The following is a 13,619-nucleotide window of genomic DNA, read 5'->3' as shown; positions in this document are numbered from 1 at the left end:
GACGCTCCTGAAAACTCGCCCCCAGCCCTTTGCCTTCGCTTCAGGTATTGGGCTTCGTAGCGGTTACAAATGCGGAATCGTTAGCACCGACTGCCTGCTGCTGCGGTAAGGCACCTCGATTTCATAATTTGTGTCTTGCGGCTTCTGGTAAATCGCTCCTTCGGTATCAATCGCGAGCGTCACTACATGCCCCGGTGGTACGTCGTAAGACGTGGTGAAGAGCTCCATGGAAATTTTCTGTGCCTGGCCCACCTGTGCAGTGTGGAGTGTGAGCGGGGCGTGGGTGATGAGGCGCCCGAGGCCTAGGGGGCCGGTGTCGTAGAGGTGTACCTGGAGTTGTACTTCGGGCTTGCTGGGTTTTATCCACATCTCCAGTTTCGGGGTGCCGCGGATTTTGAAGGTGCTCCAGTGTACCGGCGAGTTGTATTCGATGGCGTAGTAGCCGTTGATGCCGGTCATGTTGGTGTACACGGGGATACCGAAGCCCTCGAGTGCGTCGGAGATGACGGGAATACCGGTGCCGGCTTTGGTGTCGGCGCCGCCGTGGAAGTCGTTGCTCCAGTTCCAGCCGCTGTAGGGGCTGGTTTTCATGCTGGCGTTGTTGAAGTAGCTGAACCTGGGGTGCAGGTGGTAGCGGGTTTGTTTGTCGGTTACCGGGAAGTCGGCGAACTGCTCGATTTCGTTGCTGATGCGCACGGTCATGTCGACCTTGGGTTCGCTGTCGATACCGTTGGCGTCGCCCTTCAGGTAGTGGTCGAACCAGCGGAAGGTGGTGGCCCAGATGTGGCCGTTGTTGCCGCCGAGGGTTTCGGTGACCGCGTGGGTGCCGGGGTTGAGGAGCAGTTTTTTGGGGCCTTCCAGCAGGCTGTAGAGCTGGGTCATGCTGTTGGGCTTGAACAGGTAGTCGGCGAAGTTGTTGGACATGAGCACGGCGGTGCCGTTGCTGTTCAGGTCGGGCGCGTAGGAGAGTGCGGAACGGGGCGCAGCGAATGCCTGTACGTCCTCGATGTTCTCGGTGGCGCGCAGGTTGGCCCAGATGGTGTCCACTTCCGGATCGAGGTTGAATGCGGTGGTGGTAAGAATGGTGCCCCACACCAGGTTGACGGTGTTGCCCGGGTAGAGCCCTTCAATGACGTCGGACCAACCGGAAAGCGCGGCGACGGCGTCGACGCGCGGATCCTGTGCCGCGGTGATCAGCGAGATACCGGCGCCGTAGGAGATACCGGCCATCCCCAGCTTGCCTACCGGGTAGTTGGCTTCCAGCCAGTCGATCAGCACACTGGCGTCGGTGATGGAGTTATCACCGGCTACATCCACCAGCCCTCCAGATGTTCCAAAGCCGCGGGTGGAGTAGCTCATCACCAGGTAGCCGTTGTCGGCAAGCTCTGCGGCCTGCAGCAGGTACTGGTGCTTGTCGAGTACCCAGCTGTTGGTAAACAGCACCGTGGGGTAGCCGCCGGCAGGCGCGGGCGTTTCCGGAATAAACAGGTTGGCGTCTATCTCTGTGCCGTCGAAGCTGGTGATGTCCAGGTCGGCGATAAAGGTGGGATCGGCCTGACTACCTGGAGTGAATGCGGCGCACAGGGCGCCGGCCAGCAGCGCCGGCAGGGCGAATGTCTTCATGGTTTTCTCTCTGTATTTATTTTCTTTATTTACAGCGTCATCGCTCCGGCCGAAGCCATGGGGCTGGCCGGATTTCCGAGTCTAGGGCGCTGGCGAGGCGAGAGAATCCCCGAAATTGCGTGACTGTGAATAAGTTCTCAGTCAGTGGCGTACTGGTAAACACAGAACTTTCTGGTCATTTTGGTGACTGCATGTGGCTGAATGGTTCGGAAAAAGCGTGACCGGCTTATGCTCAGGGTGAATTACAGGTTCTCGTTTAAGATTGTTCTTTTTTTAAACAGTGAAAACCGGTATTGTGACTTCTCGCGCAAGGTTGTTTAAAAAACAGCCAATTGCACATTTAGCGAAACCACAGGTGGCCAGAATATGTTTTCACGATTCGTTGCTTCCATAGTCATATTTTCCAGCGCGTTGCTGTTTGCGGGTAAATCGCTGGCAGACAACCTGGCGGCAGACACCTGGTACGAAATTGACAGCGCTAACTTTCGCATCGTCACTAATGGTGACCCGGGAGCCGTGCGCTCTCTGGCGGAAGATCTGGAGCGCTACCGTGCGGTCGCTCTCGACCTGCTGGGCGCGAATGATGACGGCGCCAAGCTGACCATCTACGCTGCTGCCGACCGCGAAAGCTACGCGGGACTGGTGGGCGACGATCTGTCCGAGCTGACCAACGGTCTGTTCGATACCACCGCCGAGGGAAGTTATGCCCTGGTGAACCTGGACGGCCGTACTGGCGAGCGTCAGCTGGAAGCGCGGGAATTTCTGTTTCACGAATACACCCACTTCCTGAGCTACAACGGCACCACCACCCACTATCCCTACTGGTACAGTGAAGGGTTTGCCGAGTTCATGTCCACCATGACTTTCGGTCCCGGCCGCGCCTACCAGATCGGTGCCATCCCGGGCGAGCGCGCCATGACCCTGCTGTACACCTCGCCGGTGCCCCTGCAGGAGCTGCTGCGCGCCACGGTGCACAACACCCCGGACGAAGAGAAAGGCCGTGTTTACGCCAGTGGCTGGATGCTGGCCCACTGGATTGTCATGAAGAGTGGCAAGACCGAGGAGTTCAAACAGTTCGTCAAGGATTACAACAACGGTGCCGATCCGGTGGCGGCGCTGAGCAAGAACCTGGGCATGTCGATCGGTGAGATCGAGAAGGTGTATAACGCCCAGTTCCAGAACGGGCGCTTTGATATGGCCCGCGGCGAGGTGCCGGCAAGCTTCAAGTCTGTGCGCCCCAAGGTGAAGGCAATGAGCGGCCAGCAGACCGTGGTTGAACTCGCGCGCTTCCTGGTGAAGTCCGGTTACAACCTCGCCAGCCTGGAACCGATGGTGAAATACGCCGAGCGCAACGACATGTACACACCCGAACTCACTGCAGTTCGCGCCGATGCGGCTACTCGTGTGGGTGATTTTGACAGCGCTGTCCATTTGCTTGCGCGTGTGCCGCCGTCTGATCGCAACAACTTCTGGTATCAGAAAGCCCAGGCGTGGTTGTGGCTGAACCGGGAAATCAGTTCCTTCGGTGGTGACCGCAGCAAGGAAATGCTGAAAAAGGCACGCGACCAGTTTGTGAGCCTGGTGAACAATCACGCGGAACAGGCGATGAACTGGTATGGCCTGGCTATCGCCATGGAAATGCTGGGATACCCGAAAAAGCAGTATGTGGAAATGCTGGAGCAGGCCTACCTGCGCGCCCCCCGCGAACTGCACATCGCCCAGTGGATGGCCCAGGAGCTGTACAACCAGAAAGACGCGGAATATTTCGCGCAGGTGGCTCAGCCGCTGATGCTGGAACTGACCAGTGAGGCCGAGTACAACCAGATGAAAAATATGCTCGCGGAATTGAAGCCGTCCAAGGCCGACAACGCGAAGATCCAGGGCAATGCGATGGTGAAAAATAAGACGCATGCGTCTTCGGGGACTGCCGCCAAGGCAACACCCTGATAGCAAGCGATTTCACCCGCCGACTGCGGTGGGTATTTTGAGGGGAGCCTGGCTCCCCTTTTTTATTGCAGTTTTACTGCTCGTAAAGCTCTAGCGGCAATCCGTCCGGGTCGCTGAAGAAAGTGAAACGCTTGCCGGTGTATTCGTCCACGCGCACCGGTTCCACCGCTACCCCGCGCGCTTCCAGCTGCGCTTTCACATCGTCCACTGAATCCACCACAAACGCCAGGTGCCGCAAGCCCCGGGCCTCCGGGTAGCTCGGCCGTGCCGGTGCATCGGGGAAGGAAAACAGCTCCACCTGGCCACCGTGTGGCAGCCGCAGGTCCAGCTTCCAGGAATCGCGCGCTGCGCGGTAATTTTCCGCGAGTACTTCCAGTCCCAGAATGTCGGTGTAGAAAAACTTTGAGCGCTGGTAATCGGAACAAATAATGGCGGCGTGATGAATGGATTTCAGCATGGATCACGTAACTAGAGAATTAGAAGATTCGGCAGCAGTAAATTGGTCGCACTGTAGCGGGGAAATGGGGCCGTTAGCAACGGAGGTTGGGAAAGACCGGGCGGGATGCCCGGTCTCGGACGTATATCGCTGGGCAGATATCAGAGTCCGCTTACATCGGAGGTGGAAACGTCACAGTTGGCGGTATTCCAGTACTCACCGTATTTTGTTGAGGAGCTGCCCTTCTGCACACCCTGGTATTCCTCACAGACTTTGGGGCTGCCGGAACTGTAATCCTTGATACGCAGATTCCTGATGGTGGCCACGTCGCCGTAGTTGCGGTTTACGCCTGCAATGGAGCCGATGTCACCATCGATATTTACATCGTAAACCAGCAGGTTGCGCGGCCCGCCGTTATTGGTGCAGTTACCGCAGGAACGCCACAGCTTGCCGTTTTCACCAAACGCGGTAAAGCCGCCGCCGACAATGGTGGTGCTGTTTTTGGAGTTGTGTTGGAAAATTTTGTCTGGCTTGCCGCCGTAACCGCCGCTTGCGGAGTTGTAAGCGTGACCTCCGACGATGGTCATGGTGCCGCCCTCGGATTTGTTGGTGGCTGCATCTTCACAGATATCGTGCCATTGGACATCCGCCAGGGTGCAGTTGCCGGCAGTGCAGTGGATGCCGTCGGAACCGCCGCTGGCCGCGAGTTTTACGTTGCGGATGGAAGAGTTGTGCAGGGTAAGCACTGGCGGTTGGCTCTCGCTATCGCCGGAGCAGCTGAGGCCAATGGTCTTGCCGCCGCAGTCCACAAAGCGATGAGTGAGCGTTGCACCGGCATAACACTCGCTGGAGCTGCCGACTCTCTGCAGCGTCCACAACTGACCCGGGCCTCCCCAGTAATTGTACAGGCGGGCGTCGGCGCCGGCGTACATGCTTACGCCCCACACATCAATGGCCTTGCCACTGAACTTGGAGATGATGGAGTAGTAGCCATCACCCTGATAATCCACCCACCAGCGCTGGTTGTCTGCGCCGGTGTAGCTCCACTGGCGTAGTTCCGCACCGTCGTCCGGATTCCATCCCCACACGTCGAGGGACTTGTTGCTGTGCACCGGGCGGATGGAGTAACTGCCGTCGCTCAGCTGGGTGATATCGAACTGTTGGTTGTTGTAACCCAGGGTGAACCAGGTCATCACGTTGGCGCCGTCTGCGGTGTCGAAACTGTCGACGTCCAGGGCGTTGCCGTTGATTTTGGAGACGATGACATACCTGCCATTGTCCAGTGCCGACGCATTGGCACATAAAAGCACTAATGCTATTGAGAATAGAATTTTTCTCATCATCTAATTCCTTGTTGTATTTAATTATTCTGGGTCGGAGCGCATCGGGAACGATGTGCCTTCACCGTTGTGAAGCCGCGAGACTTCAAACGACAACCTGACATCGGAATACAGATGTGATGGGAGGCTACAGCGCGTTACAGGCAGCTATGTTCCGCGGAGGCAATTCGCGGACGGAGGATTCTATCTAATATTGTATTTTTGTACGACAAATCGACCGGTAGAAAGTGGCGTGTTATTCAGCGCGGTGCGGGGGTTGTGGGAAGTTGTTTGCAGTAATTGGCTTAAATGGTACGGATTGCTCTTGCTGGATTACCTGCAAGCACCACGTTATCGCCGAAATTTTTGGTGACAACGGCGCCAGAGGCGACCACGACATTGTTGCCCAGGGTCACTCCGGGATTGATCACGGCCATGCCGCCGATCCAGCAATCGTCGCCGATGGTGATCGGTTTGGCATATTCCAATCCGCTGCGCCTTTCCACCGGGTCGAGCGGATGAGTGGCGGTATAAATACCCACCTGTGGAGCGAGCATGCAATTGTTGCCAAAGCGCACTTCAGCCACATCCAGAATCACACAGCCGAAATTGGCAAAGAAGTTTTCGCCGACATGGATGTTTTCACCGTAGTCGCAGTGGAATGGCGATTCGATATGCGGGTTCTCACCGGCTGAGCCGAGCAGGCTTCGCAGCAGTGCAGCGCGGCGCTCGGGCTGTTGCTGGCTGGTGCCGTTGAGTTCCTCACTCAGTTGTCGCGCGCGCAAGCGACGTTCCACCAGTTCCGGGTCCGCCGGACTGTACATTTCTCCAGCGAGCATCTTTTGTTTTTCAGACAATTTGTTCATCGCCAGTCGAATTCCATTTGCCGCGCGGTGCGCTCCGCCAGCGCAACGGAAGCGAGCCGTGCAACAAGATGCAGGCTCATATCGATGCCCGCGGAAATACCGCCGGAGGTAACGACCTGTCCCTGGTCTACCCAGCGCTGCTGTTCGATCACCGTCACATCCGGGTAGCCGGATTTGAGTTCTGCGATATCTTCCCAGTGTGTGGTCGCAGAAAGACCTCGCAACAGCCCGGCCTCGGCCAGAACGAATGCTCCGGTGCATACCGACGCCACCAGCTGGGCGCTCCGGGCGATGTGTGCAACCCAGCTGGTAATGGCGGTGTTTTTCATGACTTCCGTATGCACACCACCGGCAACGATAAGAACGTCCAATGGCGGGTGGTCGTGCATCGTGCAGCGCGGGTTTACGCTGTATCCGCCGCGTGCAGCAACAGGATCCAGAGTTTCCGCGATCAGCAGCGGTACAAATGGTTCCCCGATGCTCGACAAGCGATTCGCGGTAGAAAACACCTCGAACGGCCCGGAGAAGTCGAGGACCTCGGCATCCGGGTAAATGAATATTCCGATATTCATACGCAACCTTGTTTCTGTCAGGCAAGTTTCAGGTTGGCATCGGCGCGGCCTATCTGGTCGTGCAGGGCCTGGACCCAACGGGTCTTCATGATGGTGCTGCCACTGCCGAGGGCGTGCACAGAGTGTGACTCGAATCGCTGCCTGCCAATACGGTTGTGGGAATACCCTCGGCGCCGGCATAGAAGACGATGATTTCCACATCGCCATTTACCGCGGTACCCCGGTGCAGAGTTTTCAGTACCTCGACGGCGGACTCGCCTTGTTTTAGCAGCGTTTTATTGCCGTCTTTGGTCTCCACCTGCACATCGCCCTTGAGGATATACCCCATGGTGGGCACCGGGTGGCAGTGGAACGGCGAAGTCTTGCCGGCGGGAATGCGCAGTTTTTCGGAGGTGATCTGTGCCTGTCCGTCGGGGTATGCCAACTGCTCGCCGGCCCAGGTGGTGGAAGTTTGCAGCAGTTGATTGCCAAAACAGCTGGCGCTGCAGGTAAGTGCGAGGACAAGTGCGGATAGAGTCCTGATTTTCATGATGCGTTCCTTCGTAACGGGTCGTCAAGCGAGTGCAGATTTATTCAGTGTACGTTTTTGATGAACTATCGGTTGTTAAGCGGAAGTGAGCCAGTCAAGTCACAGGGTTTCATTGATCCAGCTGGCCAGAGTTGAAATATCGCCAATATAAAACCAGCTAACTATCACGAGATTCGCACATACACTGCACTAGAAAAGAAAGCGGAATGGCTGTTTACGGGTCTTGTGCCGGAAAAGCTGCTGGCCCGCCAGTGCACCGGGCCAGCCGCCCAGGACAGAAAAAATATGTAGTGTGCGCTCTCGGATGCGACTGCGACCAGAACGAGCTGCAGACTTGTCAAAGTAATACAGCGTGAAAGTACTGAGACTGAGTGCTACATAGATTGCCGCCACAAGTAATGCGGGTTTCTCGGCGAGCGTATTGAAAACATACATAATATTTCTGCCGGGCAAAATTTCGCCTGTGCTCAGGTATCCACCTCGGTGCGAAAGATGGTCATGCCGCGCGCTTGATAATTGGCGAGTGCCCCTTCGTGGTCGAGGGTGCAGGTGTGCACCCATACGCGTTTACACGGCGCCCAGTCCCATGCTTCCCGCAGTGCCCGGCTGAGCAGATGTCCGCCAAATCCGCGGCCGATAAAGCGCGGCGCTAGCCCAAAGTAGGCGATCTGTACGTCGCCATTGGCCTGTTTCTCCAGCTCAAAATAACCGGCGATTGCGCCGCGGTAGTAGGCCACCCAGGTGCGCAGGGCATCGCGTTCTGCATAGTCCTGCCAGGTCTTGTCGGATTCCTTCAGCTTGTCATTCCACTGCCAGGGCTCACCCACCAGCTGGTACAGGTAGCGATTGAATCGGAACTCCTTTTCTTCCGCTTCCACTACCGACAGTCCCGCAGGGCAGGGCTTGGCATTCAGTTGGGTTGGGTTGCTCATTTCCAGATAGTAAGTGGTGATGCTCAAAGTTGACTCCATTGTTCCATAGCCTCGGCCATGGCGATTTCCCCTGCTGCCTGCAGTGCTTCCACCGCACTCTGTTGATCTTCAGTTGGCCGGTTCTGGCTTAATTTGTATTTCCCCTGAATCTCCTTGATTTCAATTTCCACGCCGACAATTGCACGCAGCATTTTAGGGGAGTACTCAGGCCGCCAGGGATTCTCGGCGCCGGCCTCATATTTTTCGGTAAGCTGGTTGACCACCGACATCAATCGATCTTCATCGCTGAATGTGCGTGCAGTTCCGTAGACATGAACGGACTGATAGTTCCATGTTGGAACACCCGGGGACTCATACCAGCGTGGTGAGATATACGCATGGGGACCATTGAAGATGATCAGCACCTGTTGCTCATCGATGGTGTCCAGCTGCGGATTCTGGCGGGCCAGATGGCATAACAGGCGTTCCCCATCCTGCGACAGCAAGAGTGGTAAATGGGTGGCCTCGGGGCGATCGTTGTGACTGGAAATCAACTGGCCGAAGGCGTTGCGTTTCATAAACCGCAAGAGCTCCTGCCGGTCTGAGATGGCAAAGTGTTTGGGGATGTACATTGTTGTGAACTTCCTATGTCTCAACGTTCGTGTAGGACCGTTACTTCGGCATAAGCCTACCACTGCGCTTCGCTCTCTTTCAGCTTGTCCGGGCGGGATTTACCTTTTACCTGACCGGGTTTTGGCAGCTCGAGTTAACAGATGGAAAGGCGCAAGGCTGCGCTCCTGTCCCACCAGGATAAAGGCGAGGTCCGGTATTTTAGAGGGTGCGCCGGACGGGGTAAAACCCGGCAAGGTGAGTTTGCGAGGATAAAGCGGGCGCAGGGGGGAGCGAGGGAGTCTGCCCGGTGCGGTACTTGCTGGCAGTACCGCGGCGATACACTATCTGGGCAGATGTGTGGCGCGCAATAGTGTTGCCAGCTGCATCGGGCTTTCCGGTTTTTGTGCCAGCCGTTCGTTGGCGAATGCTTCCGCGAGGGCCCGTTCACCGCTGCGAATGGCGGCTTCTGCGAGCGTCCAGTCGATGATGTCGCGCTGCGCATGGCTACCACCAAACTGCTGGAATATATAGCGAGCGCCGTGCAGGTGTTGCACGGCCTCAGCATAGCGACCGCGCGCGAAGGCAGTAAACCCTTCTATCAGTGGCAGGCCGGTCTGGTGGGTCCAGCGTTCCACATCGTTCCGTGAATCTGTTTGTTCGTGCAGCTTATTGATGACCGCATCCACTTGCTCGGATTGTCCGGCGCCCAGGTACGCCATCACCGCATGCCAGTCATTGAACGGGTAGGTATGTCCATCGGCTAGGGGTAGCCAGCAATCGGCAACCTCTTTGCATCGCGAGGTTACGTCCACCTCCAGCATCCACAGGCGCCATAGCAGTGCTGAAGCATCCACCAGATCCAGTGCCATGGAGCTGGAATCGGCGCGTATCTTTTTATCGTAGAGCGCGGTCGCATGGTCAATCTCTTCAAGATCCAGGTGAAACAGTGCCCGGTGCCACCAGTTGTGTACCTTGAAGAAATTTTCCCTGCCAGCCCAGAAGGGCTCCCGGGATTCCATCCACGTGATACCTTCCCTGGCGCGTCCCTGCATTTCCAGCACATGCGTCACTGCGTGGTGGGCCCAACAATCGAAGGGCTCCAGATCTATAGCGCGGCGGCCGTATTCTTCCGCGCGGGAATATTCTGCGCACTCCTCGAGTCCGAACGCATACATGCCCAGGAGCAGGGAATAACCGGGAATCTCGGCGGAACAGTGCGGTAACACCCGCGCGATTCGATCCCGTAGATTGCGGCTGTTGGTGCGGTAAAAATCCATCAGGTGACCGCACTGGATACCGACCAGGTCGTGCGGGTAGCGTGCATTGTGAAAATCGAGTTGTTCTGCAGCAGCGTGCCAATTGCCGGCGATTAACTGCTGCAGTACAACAACATGTGAAGCTTCCCGGTCACTCATAGGGAGTTTGCGGGCAGTGTCCAGTACCGCGCGCGCGGCCTGTGTTGCTTCCGGCTCAGTGGCCGTGGCGTACATATAGGCTTGCAGCAGGTGAGCCATAACGAATTCTGGTGCTTGCGCGATGGCTTGCTCCAGATACGGAAACGGGTCTTCACTATACAGGTTGAATGCCCGCATCCCTTTTTCATAGAGGTCAGCGGTATCTGCCGTGGTGCCAGTTAGCGGATTACCTTGCGCATCTTTCAACATGGGTTGACCTTTCGGGGCGGAGCTTGCCGGAAAGGTTAGTCCATCTACGGCGGCGCCGATTGTTCATGGCGCTACAAGGGTTCTCTGCCCCTTCTCCGTTAACTTCTTCGTGTAAACGCCGGCGTATCGTAAATGCTGTAGTCGGTTTCCTCGTAAATCCAGGAAACCGGCGCGCTTAGCTTTCGCTCCTCAATGGACTTGTTAAATATACGTATATACGTATTTTCCATAATCGTATTGAGTTCGCTGCGATTACAGAGTCCCAAAAACACCCCGGCTTGCAAAAAACCCTGAAGGCGGTGGCGTTCTATGTCCGGTATGGGGTGGCCACTTTTGGACGCCTTGAATGCAAACGTAAAGCGGCGCTCGACTTCGTTTAGAAAATTTTCCCTGTTCATTTTTCCGGTTCCCGTTTCGCGGTCGTAGGTATTCCCTCAAATTTCAGCATGCCAGGTCTCCGCTCCGCTCTGTCGTGTCCTGTGGTTACCCCTTTACCACCAGAAGCTCCAGGAATAGTTGCACTGCGGGTTGTTCCGCTGCGCTGCTCTTGAACGTCAGGGCATTCTGTATCTGATAGCGGAACCTGTCGGGGTTAAGTGTAACCAGTTGCCCTCGTTCAACATATTCCTCTGCCAGGTATGCCGGTAAAAAACCGATGAATTTGCCGGATAAGATCATCGCCAGCCGTGCGGCCATATGGTTGGCAATGCTCTTGTGTGGGAACAGCCTGTACAGGTGTGCAGCCCCTGACAGGACAGCGTGGTCGGGAGCGGCAAGTTCCTGCTGGGTGATCATCTCTTCATCGGTTTCAGGCAGGCTTGCGCACGGATGGCTGGCGGAGGCGTAGAGTAGAGACTGGTGGCTGAAGAGAGGGTGATAGCTGAGGCCGGGGCGACGGGAGTGCAGGGGGTTGATGCCGACATCCGCGCGGCCGCCGAGGATTTCCAGTTCCAGCTCCTGGGGCGCGGCTAGTTTGATTTCCAGTTGCAGCTGGGGTGCGTGGTCTCGCAAATGGGCGATGGTGGCGGGCATGTCCAGCTGGGGCATGGCGAGCATGTCGTCGGGTAGGACGATTCGCAATTGTCCGGTGAGCTGTGACTGGATGGCGTTGACCTGGCTTCTGAAGCTGGCCAGATGCCCATCCAGCTCTTCGATGGCCTGGTAGAGCGCTTCGCCCTCGGGGGTCAGCTTGAAATCGGCACGGCCCCGGGAGCGGATACACAGCTGCATACCGAGTCGCGTTTCCAGGTCCGAGAGGTGCACGCTGATGGTTGAGCGGCTGATGTTGAGTGCCACTTCCGCTGCGGCCAGCCCACCCGCGCGCACTACTTCGCGGAAGACACGCAGCAAGCGCAGGTCCATATCGCTGAAGCGGCCGGAGAAGGCATGTTTGGCGGTCTGTCTGGGGCCGGGCTTATTTGCAGGGGCCATGCTGGTCACCGGTTGCGGAGGTCTGCGTGCAGGTTAAATGAAAGTTTGAAAAACGTAAATTTTAGTTTCAGAAAATCTACTATTCTTAACCCGACTACGGGTCCAGAATCGAGCTGTTGACTGATTTTGCTTGATCTGTAGGAATATTCGATGGAACTGAACGCTTCTGTACAAAACCCGGCCTTGTTGAAAACCCAAAACTTTGTCGCCGGTGAGTGGCGAGATGGCGAGAGCAAGTTGGCGGTTACTGACCCCGCAAATGGCTCTGTGCTGGCGGAAATCGCCGATGGCAGTGCCGCCGATGCGGAGCAGGCAGTCGCGGCGGCCCATGGAGCTTTTCCCGAATGGAGCCGCAAGACCGCCGGCGAGCGTGCCGCGGTGCTGAAGCGCTGGTACCAGCTGATTGTGGAAAACCGTGAAGATCTGGCGCGGATCCTGACTCTGGAGCAGGGCAAGCCGCTGGCGGAGGCGCTGGGCGAGATCGATTACGGCGCTTCCTACATCGAGTGGTACGCGGAGGAGTGTCGCCGCGCCTACGGCCAGACGATCCCAACCCACAATCCGGCGATGCGCCTGCACACCATCCGCCAGCCGGTGGGTGTGGTGACCTGCATTACGCCGTGGAATTTCCCCAATGCAATGATTACCCGCAAGGCGGCGCCGGCGCTGGCGGCGGGTTGTCCAGTCGTGATCAAGCCGGCGTCAGAAACGCCGCTGTCGGCACTGGCACTGTGTGCGTTGGCAGAGGAGGCCGGGTTGCCGGCGGGTACCCTGAATGTGGTGGTGGGTACGGATTCCGCAGCCATCGGCAAGGTGCTGACCCAGGACCCGCGAGTGGCGAAGTTTACTTTCACCGGCTCTACCCCGGTGGGCAAGCTGTTGATGGCCCAGTGCGCGAGCACGATCAAGAAGATGTCCATGGAGCTCGGCGGCAATGCGCCGTTTATCGTGTTCGACGATGCGGATATCGATGTGGCGGTGACCGCCTGTATGGCGACCAAGATGCGCAATGCGGGTCAAACTTGTGTATCGACCAACCGGATTTATGTGCACGAGTCTGTGCACGATGCGTTTGTGGATAAGTTGCGGGTGCAGATGGAAAAGCTGCAGCCGGGGCACGGTCTGGATGAGGGGACTACCTTTGGTCCGCTGATTTTCCGCCGTGCGGTGGATCGGGTACACGGTCTGGTTGAAGAGGCGGTGGCCAACGGGGCGCGCCTTTTGCTGGGTGGTGATTTCCTGCCCAATGGCGAGAACTATTATGCGCCGACGTTGCTGGTGGATGTGCACGATGATATGCGCATCGCGCAGGAGGAAATTTTCGGGCCGCTGGCGGTGGTGCAGAAGTTCCGCGATGAAGATGACGTGATTCAGCGCGCCAATAATACGCCGTTTGGGTTGGCGGCGTATGTGATGAGTGAAAACATTCGTCGTGCCAATCGCGTTGTGGAGGCACTGGAGTACGGGATGGTGGCCTGTAATGCGGGCGTCTTCTCTACCACTGTCGCGCCGTTCGGCGGTTGCAAGGAGTCCGGTATTGGCCGCGAAGGTGGTGTCGAGGGAATGGCCGAGTTTTACGAAACCAAGTACTGCTGCTACGGCGCGTAACCTGTAGGAGCTAGGATCTAGGAGCTTGCCTGCAGGCGAACCTCCGTGGCCCGCCGTAAATCCAGTTCTGTGGCGGCAAAGTACCGGGGTTCTGTTTTCAG

Annotated in this window: 14 protein-coding genes; 2 read left to right on the top strand and 12 right to left on the bottom strand. The window is 57.1% G+C overall.

Going from position 1 to position 13,619, the window contains the following annotated elements; translation table 11 throughout:
- Window positions 1-63 precede the first annotated feature (63 nt).
- The gene (locus B4U49_RS03725; protein ID WP_078083231.1) at window positions 64-1,623 is read right to left on the bottom strand and encodes an alpha/beta fold hydrolase; all 1,560 of its coding nucleotides are present in this window, start codon (window positions 1,621-1,623) and stop codon (window positions 64-66) included.
- A 366-nt stretch (window positions 1,624-1,989) separates the two neighbouring features.
- Between B4U49_RS03725 and B4U49_RS03720 the strand changes: the two genes are divergently transcribed.
- Window positions 1,990-3,570, top strand: a complete 1,581-nt coding sequence (locus tag B4U49_RS03720) for a hypothetical protein (protein ID WP_078083230.1) — start codon at window positions 1,990-1,992, stop codon at window positions 3,568-3,570.
- 73 nt (window positions 3,571-3,643) lie between these two features.
- Here the strand turns inward: B4U49_RS03720 and gloA2 are convergent, their stop codons facing one another.
- From gloA2 to B4U49_RS03665, 11 genes are all read right to left on the bottom strand, one after another.
- Window positions 3,644-4,027 carry an SMU1112c/YaeR family gloxylase I-like metalloprotein gene (gene gloA2, locus B4U49_RS03715; protein ID WP_078083229.1) on the bottom strand — a complete coding sequence of 128 codons (384 nt, stop codon included), beginning with the start codon at window positions 4,025-4,027 and terminating at the stop codon, window positions 3,644-3,646.
- A 140-nt stretch (window positions 4,028-4,167) separates the two neighbouring features.
- The gene (locus tag B4U49_RS03710) at window positions 4,168-5,346 is read right to left on the bottom strand and encodes a pectate lyase (protein ID WP_078083228.1); all 1,179 of its coding nucleotides are present in this window, start codon (window positions 5,344-5,346) and stop codon (window positions 4,168-4,170) included.
- A 284-nt stretch (window positions 5,347-5,630) separates the two neighbouring features.
- Window positions 5,631-6,191: a sugar O-acetyltransferase gene (locus B4U49_RS03705; RefSeq protein WP_193432806.1), complete on the bottom strand. Its 561-nt coding sequence runs from the start codon at window positions 6,189-6,191 to the stop codon at window positions 5,631-5,633.
- Entirely contained in the window at window positions 6,188-6,763 is a 576-nt protein-coding gene (locus tag B4U49_RS03700) for a DJ-1/PfpI family protein (RefSeq protein WP_078083227.1), read from the bottom strand. Before B4U49_RS03700 ends, B4U49_RS03705 begins: the two co-directional genes overlap by 4 nt.
- A gap of 85 nt (window positions 6,764-6,848) precedes the next feature.
- Window positions 6,849-7,292, bottom strand: a complete 444-nt coding sequence (locus B4U49_RS03695; protein WP_078083226.1) for a cupin domain-containing protein — start codon at window positions 7,290-7,292, stop codon at window positions 6,849-6,851.
- Window positions 7,293-7,481: 189 nt separating this feature from the next.
- On the bottom strand, window positions 7,482-7,727 hold the full coding sequence (locus B4U49_RS19550) for a DUF1294 domain-containing protein (RefSeq protein WP_158078545.1): 246 nt from the start codon (window positions 7,725-7,727) through the stop codon (window positions 7,482-7,484).
- Between the two features lie 32 nt (window positions 7,728-7,759).
- Window positions 7,760-8,251 carry a GNAT family N-acetyltransferase gene (locus B4U49_RS03685; RefSeq protein ID WP_239692464.1) on the bottom strand — a complete coding sequence of 164 codons (492 nt, stop codon included), beginning with the start codon at window positions 8,249-8,251 and terminating at the stop codon, window positions 7,760-7,762.
- Window positions 8,248-8,835: an FMN-binding negative transcriptional regulator gene (locus tag B4U49_RS03680; RefSeq protein ID WP_078083224.1), complete on the bottom strand. Its 588-nt coding sequence runs from the start codon at window positions 8,833-8,835 to the stop codon at window positions 8,248-8,250. The genes B4U49_RS03685 and B4U49_RS03680 overlap by 4 nt, the downstream gene beginning before the upstream one ends.
- Window positions 8,836-9,156: 321 nt before the next feature.
- Window positions 9,157-10,479, bottom strand: a complete 1,323-nt coding sequence (locus B4U49_RS03675) for a tetratricopeptide repeat protein (RefSeq protein WP_078083223.1) — start codon at window positions 10,477-10,479, stop codon at window positions 9,157-9,159.
- Window positions 10,480-10,577: 98 nt separating this feature from the next.
- The gene (locus B4U49_RS03670; protein WP_078083222.1) at window positions 10,578-10,877 is read right to left on the bottom strand and encodes a hypothetical protein; all 300 of its coding nucleotides are present in this window, start codon (window positions 10,875-10,877) and stop codon (window positions 10,578-10,580) included.
- Between the two features lie 85 nt (window positions 10,878-10,962).
- Window positions 10,963-11,910: a LysR family transcriptional regulator gene (locus B4U49_RS03665; protein WP_078083221.1), complete on the bottom strand. Its 948-nt coding sequence runs from the start codon at window positions 11,908-11,910 to the stop codon at window positions 10,963-10,965.
- A gap of 150 nt (window positions 11,911-12,060) precedes the next feature.
- Here B4U49_RS03665 and B4U49_RS03660 point away from each other — a divergent pair, with 150 nt between their 5' ends.
- Window positions 12,061-13,518, top strand: a complete 1,458-nt coding sequence (locus B4U49_RS03660; RefSeq protein WP_078083220.1) for an NAD-dependent succinate-semialdehyde dehydrogenase — start codon at window positions 12,061-12,063, stop codon at window positions 13,516-13,518.
- The last annotated feature ends 101 nt before the right edge of the window (window positions 13,519-13,619 follow it).

The sequence above is a fragment of the Microbulbifer mangrovi genome, from assembly GCF_002009015.1.
Classification (GTDB): Bacteria; Pseudomonadota; Gammaproteobacteria; order Pseudomonadales; family Cellvibrionaceae; genus Microbulbifer; species Microbulbifer mangrovi.
The sequence above is the reverse complement of the archived record's forward strand: the minus strand, read 5'-3'. Positions and strand labels throughout refer to the sequence as shown.

Excerpts from the sequence above, each read along its gene's own strand:
- B4U49_RS03725 (WP_078083231.1), bottom strand. The coding sequence starts at position 1,623 with ATGAAGACATTCGCCCTGCCGGCGCTGCTGGCCGGCGCCCTGTGCGCC.
- B4U49_RS03720 (WP_078083230.1), top strand. The coding sequence starts at position 1,990 with ATGTTTTCACGATTCGTTGCTTCCATAGTCATATTTTCCAGCGCGTTG.
- gloA2 (WP_078083229.1), bottom strand. The coding sequence starts at position 4,027 with ATGCTGAAATCCATTCATCACGCCGCCATTATTTGTTCCGATTACCAG.
- B4U49_RS03710 (WP_078083228.1), bottom strand. The coding sequence starts at position 5,346 with ATGAGAAAAATTCTATTCTCAATAGCATTAGTGCTTTTATGTGCCAAT.
- B4U49_RS03705 (WP_193432806.1), bottom strand. The coding sequence starts at position 6,191 with ATGAACAAATTGTCTGAAAAACAAAAGATGCTCGCTGGAGAAATGTAC.
- B4U49_RS03700 (WP_078083227.1), bottom strand. The coding sequence starts at position 6,763 with ATGAATATCGGAATATTCATTTACCCGGATGCCGAGGTCCTCGACTTC.
- B4U49_RS03695 (WP_078083226.1), bottom strand. The coding sequence starts at position 7,292 with ATGAAAATCAGGACTCTATCCGCACTTGTCCTCGCACTTACCTGCAGC.
- B4U49_RS19550 (WP_158078545.1), bottom strand. The coding sequence starts at position 7,727 with ATGTATGTTTTCAATACGCTCGCCGAGAAACCCGCATTACTTGTGGCG.
- B4U49_RS03680 (WP_078083224.1), bottom strand. The coding sequence starts at position 8,835 with ATGTACATCCCCAAACACTTTGCCATCTCAGACCGGCAGGAGCTCTTG.
- B4U49_RS03675 (WP_078083223.1), bottom strand. The coding sequence starts at position 10,479 with ATGTTGAAAGATGCGCAAGGTAATCCGCTAACTGGCACCACGGCAGAT.
- B4U49_RS03670 (WP_078083222.1), bottom strand. The coding sequence starts at position 10,877 with ATGAACAGGGAAAATTTTCTAAACGAAGTCGAGCGCCGCTTTACGTTT.
- B4U49_RS03665 (WP_078083221.1), bottom strand. The coding sequence starts at position 11,910 with ATGGCCCCTGCAAATAAGCCCGGCCCCAGACAGACCGCCAAACATGCC.
- B4U49_RS03660 (WP_078083220.1), top strand. The coding sequence starts at position 12,061 with ATGGAACTGAACGCTTCTGTACAAAACCCGGCCTTGTTGAAAACCCAA.